General features: G+C 48.3%; 15 protein-coding genes and 1 pseudogene. 7 read left to right on the plus strand and 9 right to left on the minus strand.

What is annotated here, in order from left to right; translation table 11 throughout:
* The 3 genes and pseudogenes from BM082_RS10435 to grxC form a co-directional block, all read right to left on the minus strand.
* Positions 1 to 243: transposase (locus BM082_RS10435; protein WP_139218783.1), on the minus strand; the 243-nt coding region annotated here is incomplete at its 3' end.
* A gap of 70 nt (positions 244 to 313) precedes the next feature.
* Positions 314 to 781: pseudogene (locus tag BM082_RS10440) on the minus strand (YkgB family protein); the annotation flags it as partial.
* A 40-nt stretch (positions 782 to 821) separates the two neighbouring features.
* Positions 822 to 1,091: a glutaredoxin 3 gene (gene grxC, locus BM082_RS10445; protein WP_074926891.1), complete on the minus strand. Its 270-nt coding sequence runs from the start codon at positions 1,089 to 1,091 to the stop codon at positions 822 to 824.
* A 116-nt stretch (positions 1,092 to 1,207) separates the two neighbouring features.
* Between grxC and BM082_RS10450 the strand changes: the two genes are divergently transcribed.
* Positions 1,208 to 2,056 carry an AraC family transcriptional regulator gene (locus BM082_RS10450; RefSeq protein ID WP_074926893.1) on the plus strand — a complete coding sequence of 283 codons (849 nt, stop codon included), beginning with the start codon at positions 1,208 to 1,210 and terminating at the stop codon, positions 2,054 to 2,056.
* A 114-nt stretch (positions 2,057 to 2,170) separates the two neighbouring features.
* Here the strand turns inward: BM082_RS10450 and BM082_RS10455 are convergent, their stop codons facing one another.
* Entirely contained in the window at positions 2,171 to 2,647 is a 477-nt protein-coding gene (locus tag BM082_RS10455; RefSeq protein ID WP_017015613.1) for an Lrp/AsnC family transcriptional regulator, read from the minus strand.
* 223 nt (positions 2,648 to 2,870) lie between these two features.
* Here BM082_RS10455 and mdeB point away from each other — a divergent pair, with 223 nt between their 5' ends.
* A complete protein-coding gene (gene mdeB / locus BM082_RS10460; RefSeq protein ID WP_074926895.1) occupies positions 2,871 to 5,543 on the plus strand; it encodes an alpha-ketoglutarate dehydrogenase in 2,673 nt (890 codons plus the stop codon).
* Between the two features lie 40 nt (positions 5,544 to 5,583).
* Here the strand turns inward: mdeB and BM082_RS10465 are convergent, their stop codons facing one another.
* The 4 genes from BM082_RS10465 to uraH form a co-directional block, all read right to left on the minus strand.
* Positions 5,584 to 6,948, minus strand: a complete 1,365-nt coding sequence (locus BM082_RS10465) for an 8-oxoguanine deaminase (protein WP_074926897.1) — start codon at positions 6,946 to 6,948, stop codon at positions 5,584 to 5,586.
* A gap of 98 nt (positions 6,949 to 7,046) precedes the next feature.
* Positions 7,047 to 8,498, minus strand: a complete 1,452-nt coding sequence (locus BM082_RS10470; protein WP_017015610.1) for a nucleobase:cation symporter-2 family protein — start codon at positions 8,496 to 8,498, stop codon at positions 7,047 to 7,049.
* A 167-nt stretch (positions 8,499 to 8,665) separates the two neighbouring features.
* Positions 8,666 to 10,006: an NCS2 family permease gene (locus tag BM082_RS10475; RefSeq protein WP_017007967.1), complete on the minus strand. Its 1,341-nt coding sequence runs from the start codon at positions 10,004 to 10,006 to the stop codon at positions 8,666 to 8,668.
* A 118-nt stretch (positions 10,007 to 10,124) separates the two neighbouring features.
* Positions 10,125 to 10,478, minus strand: a complete 354-nt coding sequence (gene uraH / locus BM082_RS10480) for a hydroxyisourate hydrolase (RefSeq protein ID WP_017007966.1) — start codon at positions 10,476 to 10,478, stop codon at positions 10,125 to 10,127.
* Between the two features lie 425 nt (positions 10,479 to 10,903).
* Here uraH and puuE point away from each other — a divergent pair, with 425 nt between their 5' ends.
* The 5 genes from puuE to BM082_RS10505 all read left to right on the plus strand — a co-directional run bounded on the left by puuE (position 10,904) and on the right by BM082_RS10505 (position 15,575).
* Positions 10,904 to 11,830: an allantoinase PuuE gene (gene puuE / locus BM082_RS10485; protein ID WP_026024394.1), complete on the plus strand. Its 927-nt coding sequence runs from the start codon at positions 10,904 to 10,906 to the stop codon at positions 11,828 to 11,830.
* Between the two features lie 53 nt (positions 11,831 to 11,883).
* Positions 11,884 to 12,399: a 2-oxo-4-hydroxy-4-carboxy-5-ureidoimidazoline decarboxylase gene (gene uraD, locus BM082_RS10490; protein WP_017007964.1), complete on the plus strand. Its 516-nt coding sequence runs from the start codon at positions 11,884 to 11,886 to the stop codon at positions 12,397 to 12,399.
* Between the two features lie 221 nt (positions 12,400 to 12,620).
* Positions 12,621 to 13,628: an allantoicase gene (alc, locus tag BM082_RS10495; protein ID WP_074926898.1), complete on the plus strand. Its 1,008-nt coding sequence runs from the start codon at positions 12,621 to 12,623 to the stop codon at positions 13,626 to 13,628.
* 139 nt (positions 13,629 to 13,767) lie between these two features.
* Positions 13,768 to 14,286 carry an ureidoglycolate lyase gene (locus tag BM082_RS10500; RefSeq protein ID WP_074926900.1) on the plus strand — a complete coding sequence of 173 codons (519 nt, stop codon included), beginning with the start codon at positions 13,768 to 13,770 and terminating at the stop codon, positions 14,284 to 14,286.
* A gap of 92 nt (positions 14,287 to 14,378) precedes the next feature.
* Complete coding sequence (locus tag BM082_RS10505; protein ID WP_017015607.1) at positions 14,379 to 15,575, plus strand: urate hydroxylase PuuD; 1,197 nt, start codon at positions 14,379 to 14,381, stop codon at positions 15,573 to 15,575.
* 854 nt (positions 15,576 to 16,429) lie between these two features.
* Here BM082_RS10505 and BM082_RS10510 read toward each other — a convergent pair.
* Positions 16,430 to 16,948 (minus strand): hypothetical protein, encoded by a 519-nt coding sequence (locus tag BM082_RS10510; RefSeq protein ID WP_017015606.1) that lies wholly within the window; start codon positions 16,946 to 16,948, stop codon positions 16,430 to 16,432.
* Positions 16,949 to 17,034 lie beyond the last annotated feature (86 nt).

Raw genomic sequence — 17,034 nt, forward strand, 5'->3', positions numbered from 1 at the left:
CTTCATGGCATGGTTTTCCAAACTGACGTCGGCAAACATTTTTTTGAGCTTGGCATTTTCTGCCTCTAGCTCCTTGATGCGCTTCAGTTCAGACGCGTCAAGCCCACCATACTTGGCTTTCCAATTGTAATAAGTTGCGCTGCTGATGCCGTGTTGGCGACAAATATCGTCAACTTTCATGCCTGCGTCGGCTTCTTTGAGGATCGTGACTATCTGTGATTCAGTAAACCGTGACTTCTTCATGATGATCTCCTGCTTTTTCTGTGGCAGAAAACTCCAGTTTAGACTGTCTCAGCATAGGGGAAGTGGACACTTTGGCAAGCAGAGAGACTGCTGCTGATAACAATACAATGTCTTTCAGCAGGAATTGCCCGGGTGCGACTGAGATTGCAGGGAAGCCACCCAAACTTGCTTCGGCTATCGGTGCAGTGAACAATAAGCTAGTGGTAACAGCAAATGTCACTGTCGCGCCAGCCGCACCAATAATGGTGATAGTGCGATGAAACGGAGCAAGCAACAGAGCAACGGCGGTGGCAATTTCAACAGTACCAATCAAGTTAGAAGCACCTTGTAAGCTGAATACGCTATAAAGCCAGTTTGTCAGAGGGCTTGAGGCGACAAGACCTTGGATCGCACCTGCTTCATAACCCGTAAACTTCATGGCACCAATCCATGCCAATACAATGACGATGGAAAAGCGCACTGCATTGTCTGCAATATGGTTGAGTGCGTGAGCGCGTTGGTTGTTGATTCGGCCGTGTACATTATTAATCGTTGTCATGATGCTTCTCCTAACATTTTCGTTTTCTTAATGGGTTGGATTAAACCGCGTTGGTTTGGCTTTCCAGAATTTTTTGAAACTGACCTTTTCTTATTGCGCTTTGTAAGTCGTCGTTACCGCCTACATGAATGTTTCCGACGAAGACTTGCGGCACTGTTCGGCGTTGGCTTCGCGATGTCATTTCATTGAACAATGCTGCGTCATCACTCACTTCAATTTCGCGATAAGCAAGACCCATACGGCCTAGTGTCTGTTTTGCCGCTCGGCAGTGAGGGCAGTAGCTCTTGGTGTAGATTTCAATCATCGGCATGGTTGTGCTCCGTCGTGTTTGTGTATGGTTCTACTTTAGGTGTTGCGCTTCGGACTATCTATGCACAATAATCTTGAATAAATACATCGATCGTATATTGGTAAGGAAGGTACACAATGGAAGTGATGAGCGATATTCTCCGCGCCATCCGCGTGGCGGGCAGTGTGTATTTCTGTAGCCAGGTCGAGGCTCCGTGGACGAAAACGTTTCAGGATTTGGATTACGCCAGCTTCCACATGATTCGCCGTGGCGCATGTTGGGCGAATGTGGATGGGCAGATTGAAAAGCTAGAAGCTGGAGATTTGATTTTCCTCGGCCCCGGTCAAAACCATGTACTTTCCAGCCTTTCACCCGAGAAAAGAAAGCCGGATCTGGATGACACGATCTTACTGCTTTGCTGCTCCTTCAGTTTCTCGCGCACGGCAACAACGCCATTGATGGACGTGTTCCCCCGTATGACGATAGTGCGAGATAAAGACTTTCTCGATCACCCTTGGCTGCGCAGTACCTTTGATCAACTGAGTTCGGAATATATGTCGCAAGGGCCAGGCTCTGAGCTTATCGTCAACAAACTCACGGAGATCATACTGGTTGAGCTCATACGGATTAACTTCGGGCGCAAGCAATCCAGTTCGTTTTTGGATGCACTGAACGACAAACGCATTTCCCGTGCACTGCAACTTCTTCATGATAACCCTGAACAAAGTTGGACATTGGCTGCGGTTGCAAGTCAGATCGGTATGTCGCGTGCAGCTTTTGCTAGTCGGTTTTCTTCCTTGGTTGGTCAGCCAATGTTTGGTTACCTCACCAACCTTAGAATGCAAAAAGCGCAAGAATTACTGCGCGAGTCTTTGCTGCCGGTTTATGAGATTGCAGAACAAGTGGGATACGACTCGGAACGGGCGTTTACGCTCGCTTTTAAAAAACACATTGGAATTACGCCGAGACAGTTTCGGGCGCAGTAAAACGTAGATAGGCACTTTTGGATGATTATCGTGTTGTCAGTTTCACGGTTTCGATTTTTTTGGTTTATAAACCTGCATCGCTTATCAATGGCGATACTCGATTTTCATCTTCCCTTAAAACTTCATCGGTGCATTGGTTTTCACTTCTCTTACTACAAAGAAGGTTCGTGCTTGTCGAACGCCGGGCAGGGCGATGAGGTTTTGTGCGAGGAAGTGGTGATAATCTTCCATGTCTTTCACGCGTAGCCGCAATAAATAGTCAAAATCCCCTGCGACCAAATCACAATCTAGGATGGCATCTAGCACATCAACGGCCGCTTCAAATGCGGCGATGCTCTCTGGTGTTGAACGATCAAGCACGATGCCCACCATCACGAGCGTGTTTAAACCCAAGCGTTTGGGGTCCACCAACGCTCTCACACTTTTGATATAGCCTTCATCAAACAACCTCTGCGTGCGCCGATGGCAGGTTGCCGCGCTCACGTTCACTCTCTGTGCCAGCTCTGCGTTGGTTAAACGTCCGTTGTCTTGAAGCAACCGAAGGATGTTGAGATCGATGCGGTCTATTTCTGATGCGTAATTATCTTTCATAAAATAACCCAATAATTATCAGATATTCCATTCATAAACTAAATACTACGTCATTAGGGAATTATTAATGTGAATTTGAAAGCACATTTCAAACACTGATTGGTAGGATTTTTATAGGGTTCAGCAAGGGCGTTCTCTGAATAATGCCGAGTCGACAGCATTCAATGCGTCTGGTTCTTCGCCTTGCTTGAATATTTCTCTATCGAAAATCAGGACGATTCATATGCATGGAAACCGAGAGCAACAGAGCGACATTGATCCTTCAGAAACACAGGAGTGGGTCGATTCACTGTTAAGTGTGAAACAAGAAGACGGCGTGGATCGCGCAAAGTACCTATTAAAGACGTTAGAAGACACTGCGCGTGTTGAAGGGCTGAATGCGACAGAGCAACCTTACTCTTCTTATCGAAATACGATTTCTCTCGAACAGCAAGGTGTGTATCCAGGTGATCTTGCGGTTGAACATCGCCTAACTGCCATTATGCGCTGGAATGCGTTGGCAATCGTCGTGCGTGCCAATGAAGCTTATGGCGGACTAGGGGGTCATGTTGCCAGCTACGCGTCTGCGGCTGAAATCTTCGAAATGGGCTTTAACCATTTTTTCCGGGCTCGAACGGATACCTTTGGCGGGGATCTGGTTTATTACCAACCGCACTCAGCCCCAGGGGTGTATTCGCGCGCATTTTTAGAAGGCCGTCTGACGCGCACGCAAATCGACAACTATCGACAGGAAGTAGGGGGCAACGGCTTATGTTCTTACCCGCATCCATGGTTGATGCCTGATTTTTGGCAATTCCCAACAGGCTCTATGGGGATTGGTCCGTTGAATGCCGTCTATCAAGCGAGATACATGCGATACACACAAGCACGTGGTTTGTTGAATACAGATGATCGCCATGTATGGGGTGTATTTGGGGATGGCGAGATGGATGAACCCGAATCCATTGCAGGGCTGACGCTAGCGGCACGCGAAGGGTTGGATAATCTAACGTTCATCGTAAACTGTAATTTGCAACGGCTTGATGGCCCTGTTCGAGGTAACGGTCAGGTTATTCAGGAACTGGAGTCGCTGTTCATTGGTGCGGGTTGGAATGTCATCAAAGTGCTTTGGGGATCAGAGTGGGATGACATTTTTGCGCGCGATAAAGACAATGTTTTGCTCCGCCGCTTTGCGAACACGGTCGATGGTGAGTATCAGAACCTTGGTGCGAAAGACGGCGATTACAACCGCGACAAATTCTTCAATACCGATCCGCGCAGCGCCTCCTTGGTATCACACATGTCAGATGACGAGATAAACAACCTTAAACGCGGTGGTCATGATTTTCGTAAGCTTCATGCTGCGTTTGCTACGGCGAAAGCGCATAAAGGTCGTCCGACCGTGATCTTAGCAAAAACCAAAAAAGGCTTTGGCATGGGCGGTGCGGGTGAATCACGAATGATCGCTCACCAAGCCAAATCATTGGATACCGATGCGCTTTATCAATTTCGTGACCGCTTTAACCTTCCTATTTCGGACAGCGATGTTGAGAATCTCAACATTTTTGTGCCTGATGCGCACAGCGAAGAGATGACGTATTTGCACGCCCGCCGAAAAGCGCTGGGTGGGTATATGCCAGAACGGGTGCGGGCTGCGCCAACAGAAACCTTAGTCGCGGTGCCTGATATCAATACCTACGGGAAATTCGCACTAAAGGCTGACGGAAAAGAAATGTCGACCACCATGGCTGCCGTCCGCATGATGGGAGGGCTGTTAAAAGATCCTGCGTTTGGACAGCGCGTAGTCCCCATTGTGGCAGACGAAGCGCGTACCTTTGGCATGAACAACTTGTTTCGTCAGATCGGTATCTATTCACCAGACGGACAGCAATATGAGCCTGAAGATGCGGGCTCAATGATGTACTACAAAGAATCATCCAGCGGCCAATTGTTAGAAGAAGGCATCACGGAGGCTGGGGCTCTTTCATCTTGGGCTGCCGCTGCGACGTCTTACTCTATCCATGGCATGCCCATGCTGCCCATTTACATCTACTACTCGATGTTTGGCTTTCAACGTGTTGGCGATTTGATCTGGGCGGCGGCAGACCAACGTGCGCGCGGTTTCTTGCTGGGGGCAACGGCTGGTCGAACGACCTTATCGGGTGAGGGACTGCAACACCAAGACGGCACGAGCCAGCTCATTGCATCAACCATTCCTAATTGCCGAAGCTATGATCCTGCGTTTGCCAGTGAGCTTGCTGTCATCTTTGACTACGGCACAAAACGAATGATGGAAGCGCAAATTGATGAGTTCTATTACATCACGGTCATGAACGAAAACTATGCTCAGCCTTCACTAGTAAGCGGTGACGAAGAAGACATCATCAAAGGGTTGTACCAACTGCGTGGATACGAACAGAGCAATGCCATGATCAATTTGGTAGGCGCAGGCACGATCATGATGGAAGTGATTGCGGCCGCTAGGCTGTTAAACGAAGAGTTCGATATTCCGACCAAGATGTTCAGTGCCACGAGCTTTTCAGAACTGGCGCGTGATGCGGAAAATGTCGAGAGGCAACGACGACGAAATCTGGATGCCGCATCGCCGACGTCGCATGTGGAAAAAACCCTTGGGGTTACGTTACCCACGGTTGTTGCCACAGACTACGTGAGGGCGGTGCCTCAGATGATTGCTCAATACCTTCCTCGGCGTTTTGTCGCGCTGGGTACAGACGGGTTTGGTCGCAGTGATCAACGAGAGAATCTTCGCGCGTTTTTTGAAGTCGACCGCTATAACATTGCCCTAACAGCGATTGAAACATTGGTGAGAGAAGGGAAAGTGGATAGATCTGTGCAAGCCGCGGCGATTGACGCCTTTAACCTTGATCCAAACAAACCGGCCTCTTGGACACAATAAAGCGGTGTCGAGGCCGAGTGCGCTGTCGCTGGCATTGGATTTACTGTCTTTGTTTCGCCTTGCTCGCCAACCTTTTCGCGGCTTCACGATGGCGCGCGATCAAGGCGTGTTTATCAACATCAACAAGCGCGCCATTTTTCACTCGCCATTCCCCGTTGACCATCACATGATCGGCTTGCTGTGCGCCACAGAGTACCAACGCGGCGAGAGGATCATGGCTGCCAGAAAATCGAATGTCATCGAGGGTGAACATGGCGATGTCAGCCATCATGCCGGGCGCGAGTGTGCCGATATCGTTTCGGCCAATGTTACGCGCTGAGCCTTGTGTGGCCCAGCGGAACGCATCCAAATGGCTCACGTTGGCAGAGCCGTAACGCAGGCGTTGAATGTAGGTCGCCATGCGCAGTTCGTTGACCAAATTTGAACCGTCATTGGAGGCGGAGCCGTCAACCCCTAGACCAACGGACGCGCCCGCAGCTTCGAGCTCTAAGTTCCGACAAATGCCCGAAGCGAGCATCATATTCGAGCTCGGGCAATGGCAAATGCCGATGCCTGCGGCACCTAAACGAACAATCTCCTCATCATTGAAGTGAATGCCGTGCGCTAACCATGTTCGATCGTGTAACCAACCCACATCTTCTAGGTAATCAACGGGGCGTAAACCGAATTTTTCTAAGCAAAATGCTTCTTCATCGATGGTTTCACACAAGTGGGTGTGAAGCATCACATTGTGCTGTTTGGCAACGCGCGCCGTTTCTTTCATCAAGTCGGTGGTGACGGAAAAGGGCGAGCAGGGGGCGAGCGCGATTTGTGTCATCCCGCCGTGTTCCGGCTGGTGGTAGCGATTGATCAAACGAATGCTGTCATCAATGATGGCTTGTTCCGTTTGAATGGTATGTCTGGGTGGCAAACCGCCTTGATCTTCACCGAGACTCATTGAACCGCGCGTGAGTACAGTCCGAATGCCCATTTTCTGCGTTGCTTCTATCTGTACATCAATGGCATGTTCTAGGCCAGTTGGAATCAAATAGTGGTGGTCAGAGGCCGTTGTACAGCCCGACAGTAGCAATTCTGCAGAGGCAAGTTCCGTACTCAGCTGCATCATTTCTTCATCAAGACAGGCCCAAACCGGGTATAAGGCTTTTAGCCATTGAAACAGTTCTTTGTCCAACGCATCGGGGTAAGCACGTGTGAGTGTTTGGTAGAAATGATGGTGGGCGTTAATCAGCCCCGGAAGAACCACATGTTGGGAAGCGTCCACAACATGATCAATGGCGACAGAAGGTTGGCCATCTCTCGATATCAGTTCAACGATGTTTGCACCGTCGACGACAATCCCGCCTGCTGCGTCGTTTTCTGTGCCAGTCCAAATGGCGAGCGGGTGCTTTATCCATGTTGTTGCCATAGCCAATGTCCTTTATGAGTTTACGTGACTGTCGTTAGTCGACACCAGTGCGTAAAACACACCCTCCGATTCTGCAGAGGGTGTGTCGGCGGGTTGCGCTATTGAATAGGTTTTGTTGGAGGATCGCCGTCAGTTGTGCCTGCGCTGGTGGTTGGTGATGACGGAGTTTGAGAATTTGCCTTAGGGGTATCATCATCCAACGATGAGAAATCGCTGTTCTGTTGCGCGAGCTCTTCTTCCTCTGCCTCTTTTTCTGCCACCACGTCCTCTTTGGTTTTTGGCAATACGAGGTTAAGCATGACTGCCACGATCGTACCTGTGGTTATGCCAGAATGAAGAAGCTGTGCGATGTCATGGTGTAAGTGTTGAAGAATGTTGGGTTGAACAGTAACGGCGAGACCTGATGCGAGCGATACACAAATCACGAGCGCATTACGGCGTGTATCAGCGGCTTTGATCAACATGCGAATACCCGCGTAGGCAATCATGCCGAACATAATAAAGCCGACACCGCCCAGTACGGGTTTTGGCACGGTAACCGCCAGTGCGCCAAATTTAGGGAACAGACCCGCGAGAATGAGCAATGCGCCTGTTGCGCCAACCACAAATCGGCTTGCTACACCTGTTATGCCCACAATCCCGACGTTTTGACTGAATGATGCCAGTGGCAACGCATTGAACATGGCGCCAATGGCACTACCAATACCATCCCCAAGCAGGCCTCGTTTCAGATCCTTCCCTGAAATATTCTTGTGACAGTTGCTGGCAAGCGCGAGGAAATCGCCCGTCGCTTCTGCAATCACCACGATATAGGCCAACGACATACTCACGATGGCGGTAAGTGAAAATGTGAAGCCGTATTTAAAGGGCTCGGGCGCTGCAAACCAGCCTGCGTTAGCTATTTGTGTTAAATCCACCATGCCCATGCTGAGGGCCACCAAATACCCACCGGCCAAGCCAATGACGATGGCAGATGCCGCTATCGCGCCTTTTGCATAGGTTGATACCAACAGCACAACGCCCAGAGAAACGGCCGCTAAGAAGAGTTTGGGTAAAGTGGCAAAGTTTTCACTGTCGGCGGGGGCATCACCTACCCAATTCATTGCAACGGGCAAAATGGTTAAACCAATAAGGGTGACGACGACACCGCTGACAACAGGAGGAAACAATTTCCGTATTTGTTCCATGAAAAAGCTGGAAATGATCACCAAGAAAGCACCCACTAAGGACGCCCCGAGAATGCCTGACATGCCATCGACTTTACCGATGCCGATGGCAATGCCGAGAAAGGCAAAACTGGAGCCCATGACCACGGGCAATCGAATACCCACAGGGCCAAGGCCGAGACATTGAACGATAGTGATAGCACCTGATATAAACAGGGCTGCGTTGATCAATGTGACGATTTCTGAGCCCGGAAGACCAATGGCAGAACCCACAATCAGCGGCACTGCGATTATTCCTCCGACGGATGCAAGCATGTGTTGCACAGCGAGCATGAAGGTGACGCCCGTGGGCGGCTTGTCATTCAATTGATATAAGAGCTTCATCGTGCTTTCCTTCGTGATACTTTCTCGAATGGTTAAAGACACCGACACATAGTGGCACCACGTGTCGAGCTACTGTTTACGCTTCCAAATTGAAAACATTACTGTCTGAAAACGTGTTTTTTTATTGAATCGATAAAGATAAAGGGGCGTATTGCCCCTCAATTTTATTATCCCAGTAACACCAACTTGAACGCGAACAACACGCTCAATGCATACATGGCGATTGAGATATCAGAGAACTTACCCGTTCCCGCTTTGAGCACGGTATAGGTGATAAAACCCAGTGCTATACCGTTAGAAATTGAGAAGGTTAGCGGCATCATGAGGGCGGTTACGGCGGCAGGAACTGAGTCAGTAAAATCTTCCCAGTTCACGTTTTTGATGCTGCTCATCATGAGAAAAGCAACATAAATCAACGCCCCTGAAGTGGCGTAAGCAGGGATCATGCCAGCCAGAGGGGAGAGGAAGATCGCAGCCAAGAAAAGGAAGCCGACGACCACTGCGGACAAGCCTGTGCGAGCACCAGCGGAAACACCCGCTGCACTTTCCACATAGCTGGTTACCGGTGGGCAGCCAAAACATGCACCAATAACGCTCGACATGCTGTCAGCTTTTAGTGCACGAGGCAGGCCATCAATCTTACCCGTTTCTTTGTTCATCAAATTGGCGCGCTCCGCCACACCCATCAAGGTGCCAGCGGTGTCGAACATGTTAACGAACAAGAAGGCGAGAATGATGCTGATCATGCCAACATTCAGCGCGCCAGCGATGTCCATCGCCATAAAGGTGGGGGCAATGCTCGGCGGTGCAGAGAAGATGCCGTTGTATTGGAACAAATCCAGCCCAAGACCAATTAAAGTGACGCTGAATATACCGATGAGCACAGAGCCAAAGACTTGTTTGACGGAAAGCACAGAGATGATGAAAAAGCAGACTGCTGCAAGGATAGCTTCAGGTTTGGTGAAGTCGCCGAGCGTGACTAAGGTAGCCGAGCTGCCAACAACAATACCTGCGCTTTTCAAACCAATGATACCCAAGAATAAGCCGACTCCTGCCGTCATGGCGTAACGAAGGCTGCTTGGAATGCTTTCGATGATCCACTCGCGAACACGAGAGACGCTCAAACCAACGAAGATCACCCCTGAGATAAAGACTGCGCCTAACGCGACTTGCCATGAATACCCCATTTCACCAACGACGGTAAAGGCGAAGAAAGCATTCAAGCCCATCCCCGGCGCGAGTCCGACAGGCCAATTGGCGAACAGTCCCATCATTAATGTGCCAATGGCAGCACCAATACAGGTCGCGACAAACAACGCGCCCGGATCCATGCCGGACGCAGACATAATGTTTGGGTTTACAAAGATGATGTACGCCATGGTGGCGAAGGTGGTGACGCCACCTATCACTTCATTTTTTACTGATGTCCCGTTTTGGCTTAATTTGAACCACCTTTCGAGGAGGCCTTTTGGGGTTGATGACGTCTCAGTCGAGTCTTGCTTTTCCATGTGTATGCGTCCTTTTTATCGTGAATTGGACAGAATAAATTCCTTTGTCAACGTTGTTTTACATGCACATAGCGGGGTGGAATAGAAAGGTGATGTGTGCATGTAAGCTATATTTTTGTTAGCTACCTCTGTATGTCGAAAAGCTGTAGGGAGAAACTAAAAGAGGGACATGGTAGTGGGCGTGACGATCACTAATACCAAAGCGAATGACGACATCATCAAGAAAAGGAATGTCGTCTAAAGAAGTGCCTCGGTTGATAAAATATTGCGCCGTGTTGAATTGAAGCTGATATTTGCCGGGCTCAATGTTGGCATCTTCAAGGAGAGGCGAGTCGGTGCGTCCATCTTGGTTGGTGAGCGTACGAACGATGGGTATAAAACCATCACTTGTTTGGCGAAATAGCGTGATTTCTATCCCTTCTCCGGGCGTGCCATTTGCTGTGTCTAAAACGTGTGTCGTGAGCCTGCCCATTCGTTCAATCCTTTTTTAATTGTGTACATTCCTTAGAAATTCACCGTGATAATAGAAGCGCTATAAGGTGTGACTTTCCTTAATTAACAACATTGAATACATTGCCATTAACTAAATGTACACAATTAATTGAGCGTGTGAAGTGCTCCATTTTTGGGAATTTAAGACATTGCATGATTAATTTATGGGTTTAAAAACAATGGCTAAGTTTAATTTTGTGTGATGCCGTAGCGAACAAAGTGAGTTTTCAAAAACTTGATCTTCATAACAAACCGTTTACTTGTTCTTGTGAATTGTATACAAAATGCGGATACTTGAATTGTTCTTAGGTTTTAACGAAAAGATGTTTCGCGCTAGATGAAGCAAAAGAACATAACGCGATTGTTGCGACTGTTTAAAAGCGTGAGTGTTGGAGAGTTGGCACTATGAGTAGTGATTACCCAAGAGACTTGATGGGCTATGGAGAGCATCCTCCCCATCCGAGATGGCCTAACAATGCAAAGATCGCGGTATCGTTTGTGTTGAACTACGAAGAAGGTGGCGAGCGTTGCGTTCTTCATGGAGACAAAGAGTCAGAAGCATTTCTGTCTGAAATCCCGGGTGCGCAACCTTTAGCTGGCGTGCGTCACATGAGCATGGAATCCATTTATGAATATGGATCGCGAGCGGGAGTGTGGCGTGTATTGCGTTTGTTTAGGCAACAAGACGTGCCATTAACCATCTTTGCGGTCGGTATGGCTGCGGAGCGACACCCCGACGTGATCAATACAATGATGGCGGATGGGCATGAAATATGCAGTCATGGATATCGTTGGATTGATTATCAATATGTGCGTGAAGACGATGAAAGAGCAGATATGCAAAAAGCCATTGCCGCGATTGAATCCGTCACTGGCGAGCGTCCGTTGGGATGGTACACAGGAAGAACGGGACCCAATACGAGAAAACTCGTTGCCGAGGAGGGTGGATTTCTTTATGACTCCGATGCTTATGACGATGATCTTCCGTATTGGCACGAAGAAGGCACACAGCCTGGAAAACCACAATTGGTGATCCCCTATGCATTGGATACGAATGACATGCGTTTTTCGACGTCCCAAGGCTTTAACTCGGGCGAGCAATTCTTCCAGTACTTAAAAGACAGCTTTGATGTGCTTTATGAAGAGGGTCAAGATGCGCCGAAAATGCTGTCCATCGGGCTGCATTGTCGATTGGTGGGTCGTCCTGGGCGGCTTGCTGCACTCAAACGTTTCGTTGAGTACGTAAAGCAACATGACGATGTATGGATGACGCGGCGCATTGATATTGCAAAGCATTGGCACACGCATCACCCCCATCCGTCAATGAAGTAAACCAATAGACGCTGAGTCTTAGCGTGATATTGATAGGTAAGGAGAATTCATACATGGCACGTTTTACACGTTGTGTCCCAAACCAAATGAGTGAATCTGCGTTCTTGGACATGTTTGGTGGTATCTACGAACACAGCCCTTGGGTTGCCCAGCGCGCATTCAATAAAGGGCTAACGGAATCTCACAACGACCATAACGGGCTTCATGACAGTATGGCGGCAATATTGAACCATGCGACGGTCGACGAAAAAAGACAGGTCATTTTGGCTCACCCTGATTTAGCGGGTAGAGCAGCCGTTGCAGGAGAGTTAACGCCTGAATCTACATCTGAACAAGCAAGCGCGGGCATAAATCAATGCAACGATGAAGAGTTCGCGCGTTTCACGCGTTTGAACGAACGCTACAAAGCGAAGTTCCAATTTCCTTTCATCATGGCAGTGAAAGGGGCGAACCGACATTTGATACTGGCGGCCTTTGAAGAACGTATTGAGAATGATCTAGACACAGAATTCGACACGGCAATCAAAGAAATCAACAAGATTGCTCTGTTCCGGCTGCAAGACTTGTAGCCAACTCACTGCCGACAACATGTCGGTGCATTGAGCGTCTCGCAAATTGAAGCTGGACAGACACACATGAAGTAAAACATTCGTTCATGTTTGACTGCACAAAGTGAAAGGGGAAAAGACGCATCCTTTTTATCGATCACCTTGCAAACATCGTTTCCTTTGGGGGCGAGTTTAACTTTTGCAGGAGAGAGATAATGACAATGAGAAAGGAAGCAAACACGATGGATGTAACACCACCTGATTTCACCAAATTGGTCAATCTCGCCAGTAGCCGTCTAGGTACACAAGCGATCTTCGCGACAGACGATTTCTTCGCCGATAAACAACGCTTAGTCGATGATAGCGAAGCCCAATGGAAAGAAGATGTTTATGACGACAATGGCAAGTGGATGGATGGCTGGGAATCTCGCCGCAAGCGTGGAGAAGGCTATGACTACTGTATTGTGCGCCTGGGATTAGCAGGCGTTATACACGGTATCGATATCGACACGTCCCATTTTACGGGCAATTATCCGCCTTCCGCATCGCTTGATGCGTGCTATTCCCCTGATGGTGATCCGACTGAAAACAGCGAATGGCACGAAATCCAGCCCTCGACCAGCCTCTCTGGCAATAGTCACCATTTTCTTCCTGTCAGTGATGACCGCGCGTTTACGCATGTTCGATTGAATATCTACCCCGACGGCGGTGTTGCAAGGCTTCGTGTGTTTGGTAATCCAAACATGGATTGGTCCGGCATTTCACCCTATCAAGAACTGGATTTGGTGGCGGTTGAGCACGGTGGCCGTGCACTGGCATGTAATGACCAACACTTTGGCCATATGCGAAATCTCATTATGCCGGGCCGTGGTATCAACATGGGTGATGGCTGGGAAACCGCGCGTCGTCGTGAGCCGGGAAATGATTGGGTGATTCTGTCGTTAGGACACGCTGGCGATATCGCCCGCATTGTTGTCGATACTGCGCACTTTAAAGGTAACTTCCCTGACAGCATTTCCATTCAAGCGGCGAACGTGAAAGGCGGAACGGACGATCAGATCGCAACACAGAGCTTGTTTTGGCGTGAACTACTCCCGAATCAAAAAATGTCCGCAGATAACCTTCACGAATACGCCGATCAAATCAACGACATTGGCACGGTGACGCATGTTCGTGTGAATATCTTCCCCGATGGTGGCGTGAGTCGAGTGCGTTTGTTCGGTACTAAGTTCGATAAAGACTTAGCCTAAATATATTCACGCAGAGAGCATGTTTGTACGCAGGTGTTCGAGTGACACAACCATACAAGTGATACAACCATAAACGAACGCAGCCATTTGACGATGTTTAACCGCAGATGTTGATAGACGATAACCAAGAGAGTGAAAAATGCGCACCGATGTTTTGTTAAAGATAGAGCCGTTAACCCGAGCAGCATTCGCTGAGTTTGGGGATGTTATCGAAGCAGAAGACCGTGAGTTTTTCATGATCAATGGTGGGTCGACAAGTCGCTACCATAAATTAGCAACGACAGAAGTGGATGAAGGAGCCCGTGTCATCATCAATATTTTTGAAGCGATGCCACTGCAATATCCGCTTCATATCGCCATGTTGGAAAGGCATCCGAAAGGGTCGCAAGCGTTCATTCCGTTACAATGTAACAACTATTTGGTTGTTGTTGCGCCGCGTGGCAATCTGCCAGAGAAGGCGGGTATTCGCGCGTTTTATGCCAAAGGCACACAAGGCGTGAATTACCACGCTGGTGTATGGCATCACCCTGTTTTAGCGCTGAAAGATCATGACCGATTTTTGGTGGTAGATCGCGAGGGTGAAGGGAATAACTGCGATGAGCATTTCTTTTCTGCTGAGACGAAAGTGGTTTTAGCGTTGGACGGTATTAGCATGTGAATGTAGCTGATGCTTTGCTCGCGAGAACACACATAGAGACAGGATAACAACGCGGACGTTGAACAGTGTCTGCGTTGATACAGGAGTTATATATGGATCCGTATATCACAGAGTGGCTAAATCTGGCGATACGATGGGCACACATGATCACTGGTGTTGCGTGGATTGGCGCGTCGTTCTATTTCGTATGGCTAGAAAACAACTTAAATCGAGTCAATCCAAAAGATGGCCTTTCGGGTGACCTTTGGGCCATTCACGGCGGCGGGATTTACCATCTTGAAAAATACAAGCTTGCGCCACCAACCATGCCTGAAACGCTGCATTGGTTTAAATGGGAAGCGTATTTTACTTGGCTAACAGGTGTGGCATTGCTGACCGTGGTGTTCTACTCCAATGCCGACCTTTACTTAGTTAAACCCGGTTCTGGGTTGTCATCAGGCACGGCGATAGCGATGGGTATCGGCGCTCTGGTAGCTGGCTGGTTTGTCTATGATCTTCTTTGTGACTCTCCGTTAGGTAAAAAGCCGTTGCTACTTGGTGTCGTCTTGTTTGCAGGTTTGGTCTTTGCGGCGTGGGCGTTGAGCCTTGTGTTCAGTGGGCGAGGCGCTTACATTCATGTCGGTGCGATCATCGGTACCATCATGGTGGGCAATGTTTTTCGCGTCATCATGCCAGCACAGCGTGGTTTAGTGAAAGCCATAGAAGAAAACCGAGAGCCTGATCCAGCATTGCCCGCGAAAGGCTTGTTACGCTCACGTCACAACAATTATCTCACATTGCCTGTTCTGTTCATCATGATCAGCAATCACTTCCCAAGCACGTATGGGCATGAATACAACTGGGCAATTCTAGCGGCTTTGTCGGTGCTCAGTGTGATGGTTCGTCATTACTTCAACACACGCCATGGAAGCCAAAAGTTTGCGTGGACAATTCCAACCGCTGCATTAGGTCTGGTGTGTTTGGCCTTTGTGTCATCGCCAGCAATGAAATCAGGTTCTGGAGTTGTGCCTGCACAAGCACAAGTTGCCCCTGTGTTTGTCGAAGTGAATAACATCATTGCTGAGCGTTGCACTGTGTGTCATTCGCAGAGTCCGACACATCCTGCTTTTGCAGTTGCTCCCGCTGGCGTCATGCTGGATACACCAGAACAAATCAAATTGGAAGCCGCGAGAATTGTGGCGCAGTCGGTTACGACCAACATCATGCCACTTGGTAACATGACTCAGATGACTGACGATGAACGATCATTAATTGGACAATGGGCAGAGGATGGGGCGCAGATTCAGTAAAAGGCACTGATATAGTATGTCATTCCTTAAATGTAATTTAACAGCCTGTTAACAAAGTCGCCGAGTATCTCGGCGACTTTTCAATTTTGCGCACTATATCCTATAAAATTTAGCGAGTTAGGCGCGCCGTCATAGTCACAAACGACGATGTTTCACTATAATATTGCTTGTCTGATAGCGTTAAAACGTAAATTCACGTGGAAAACACCAATTAGCAGACAAATAATTAACAATTCCTAATTTCTTGCAACTAAAATTACTGTATACTCTTGCGCAATTTATGTTCAATGGCATGTAAATCCGAAGTATATAGTCAGTGAACAGCGCATTTTTAACGCCCAATAATCGAAAGGAACATATCGTGGAAACACTACTGGTAATCGCATTTATCGTTGCAGCATTCTTCATCGTTAAGAAAGAGCGTTCTTCACGTTCATAAGCGATACACACTGAACGATTTGCTGCTGATAGACTTTTGAGTACCACGTTTCAGTTGCGATAGAGTCAGTTTTACTATTGACCAGCGATCCAAATATCGCCGGTGAATAGATGTTGTCTTTGTGCGTTTTGTTGAAATTCGAAAGACAGTGTAGAAAGATCCCGAGCATCGATTTCTATGAATGGCTGATGACTGACATTGGCCGACAGTAGAGACAAAAAAGCAGAGCCCTAGGGCTCTGCTTTTTGTTTTTGGATTCTGTGATTGTTTTTTATTACGGCACTGAATGGTGTGGGAGCGGTGAACAATCACGTCACTGTCTATTCTCAGGCTATAGCACCTCACGGGCTATGAAACTTTGCAGACGATGCAATTCCAAGTCGATGCAATCTCAGAGACTATGTAATCTCAAAGACTATGCAGTCTCACAGACGATCGTATCCGCCGATGTTGATGTGAAAACATGTGCCAACGCCGCACGTTTGGCATCTTCGTTTACACCAAACACATCGTATATTCCCGCAACACTTCCCGTCTCTTCTTCACTGGTAAATACCATGCCTGTCGCAACAGGTGTTCCCTCTGACATGGCAACATATAAGGTAATGTCTGTTCCCGGTGCTGGGTCTAAGTCGGTGAGAGATAATTGTGAAAGAAACTCTAGCATCAGCGCCTGATCAGGCTCAGGCCATTTCATTGCCAGCGTTTTGGCATAGCGAACCATGAGTGGGTGGCAATCGACAGCGTAAACAGTAATACCTTCAACAAGGCTGCTGGAATCTTCTTTACCAGGAAGGGCAGGAAGAGATTCAGCCGTTTGGTAAATCGCTAAACCTTGCTTGCTTTCTGCTGTGGGAAATTGCGCAGCGTTTATATGACTCGCCATCCACGCTTGTTTTTTGTGGAAATGCGAAAGAATTGCCGTGTCAGCCATGCGGGCTCCTGCTGCTTTGCATGAAATGCGTAGTGCATGTGAGCCTCGATAATAGCGATCTAGAACAAAATAACAATGCTCGAATT

It is taken from the genome of Enterovibrio norvegicus DSM 15893 (assembly GCF_900115495.1).
Classification (GTDB): domain Bacteria; phylum Pseudomonadota; class Gammaproteobacteria; order Enterobacterales; family Vibrionaceae; genus Enterovibrio; species Enterovibrio norvegicus.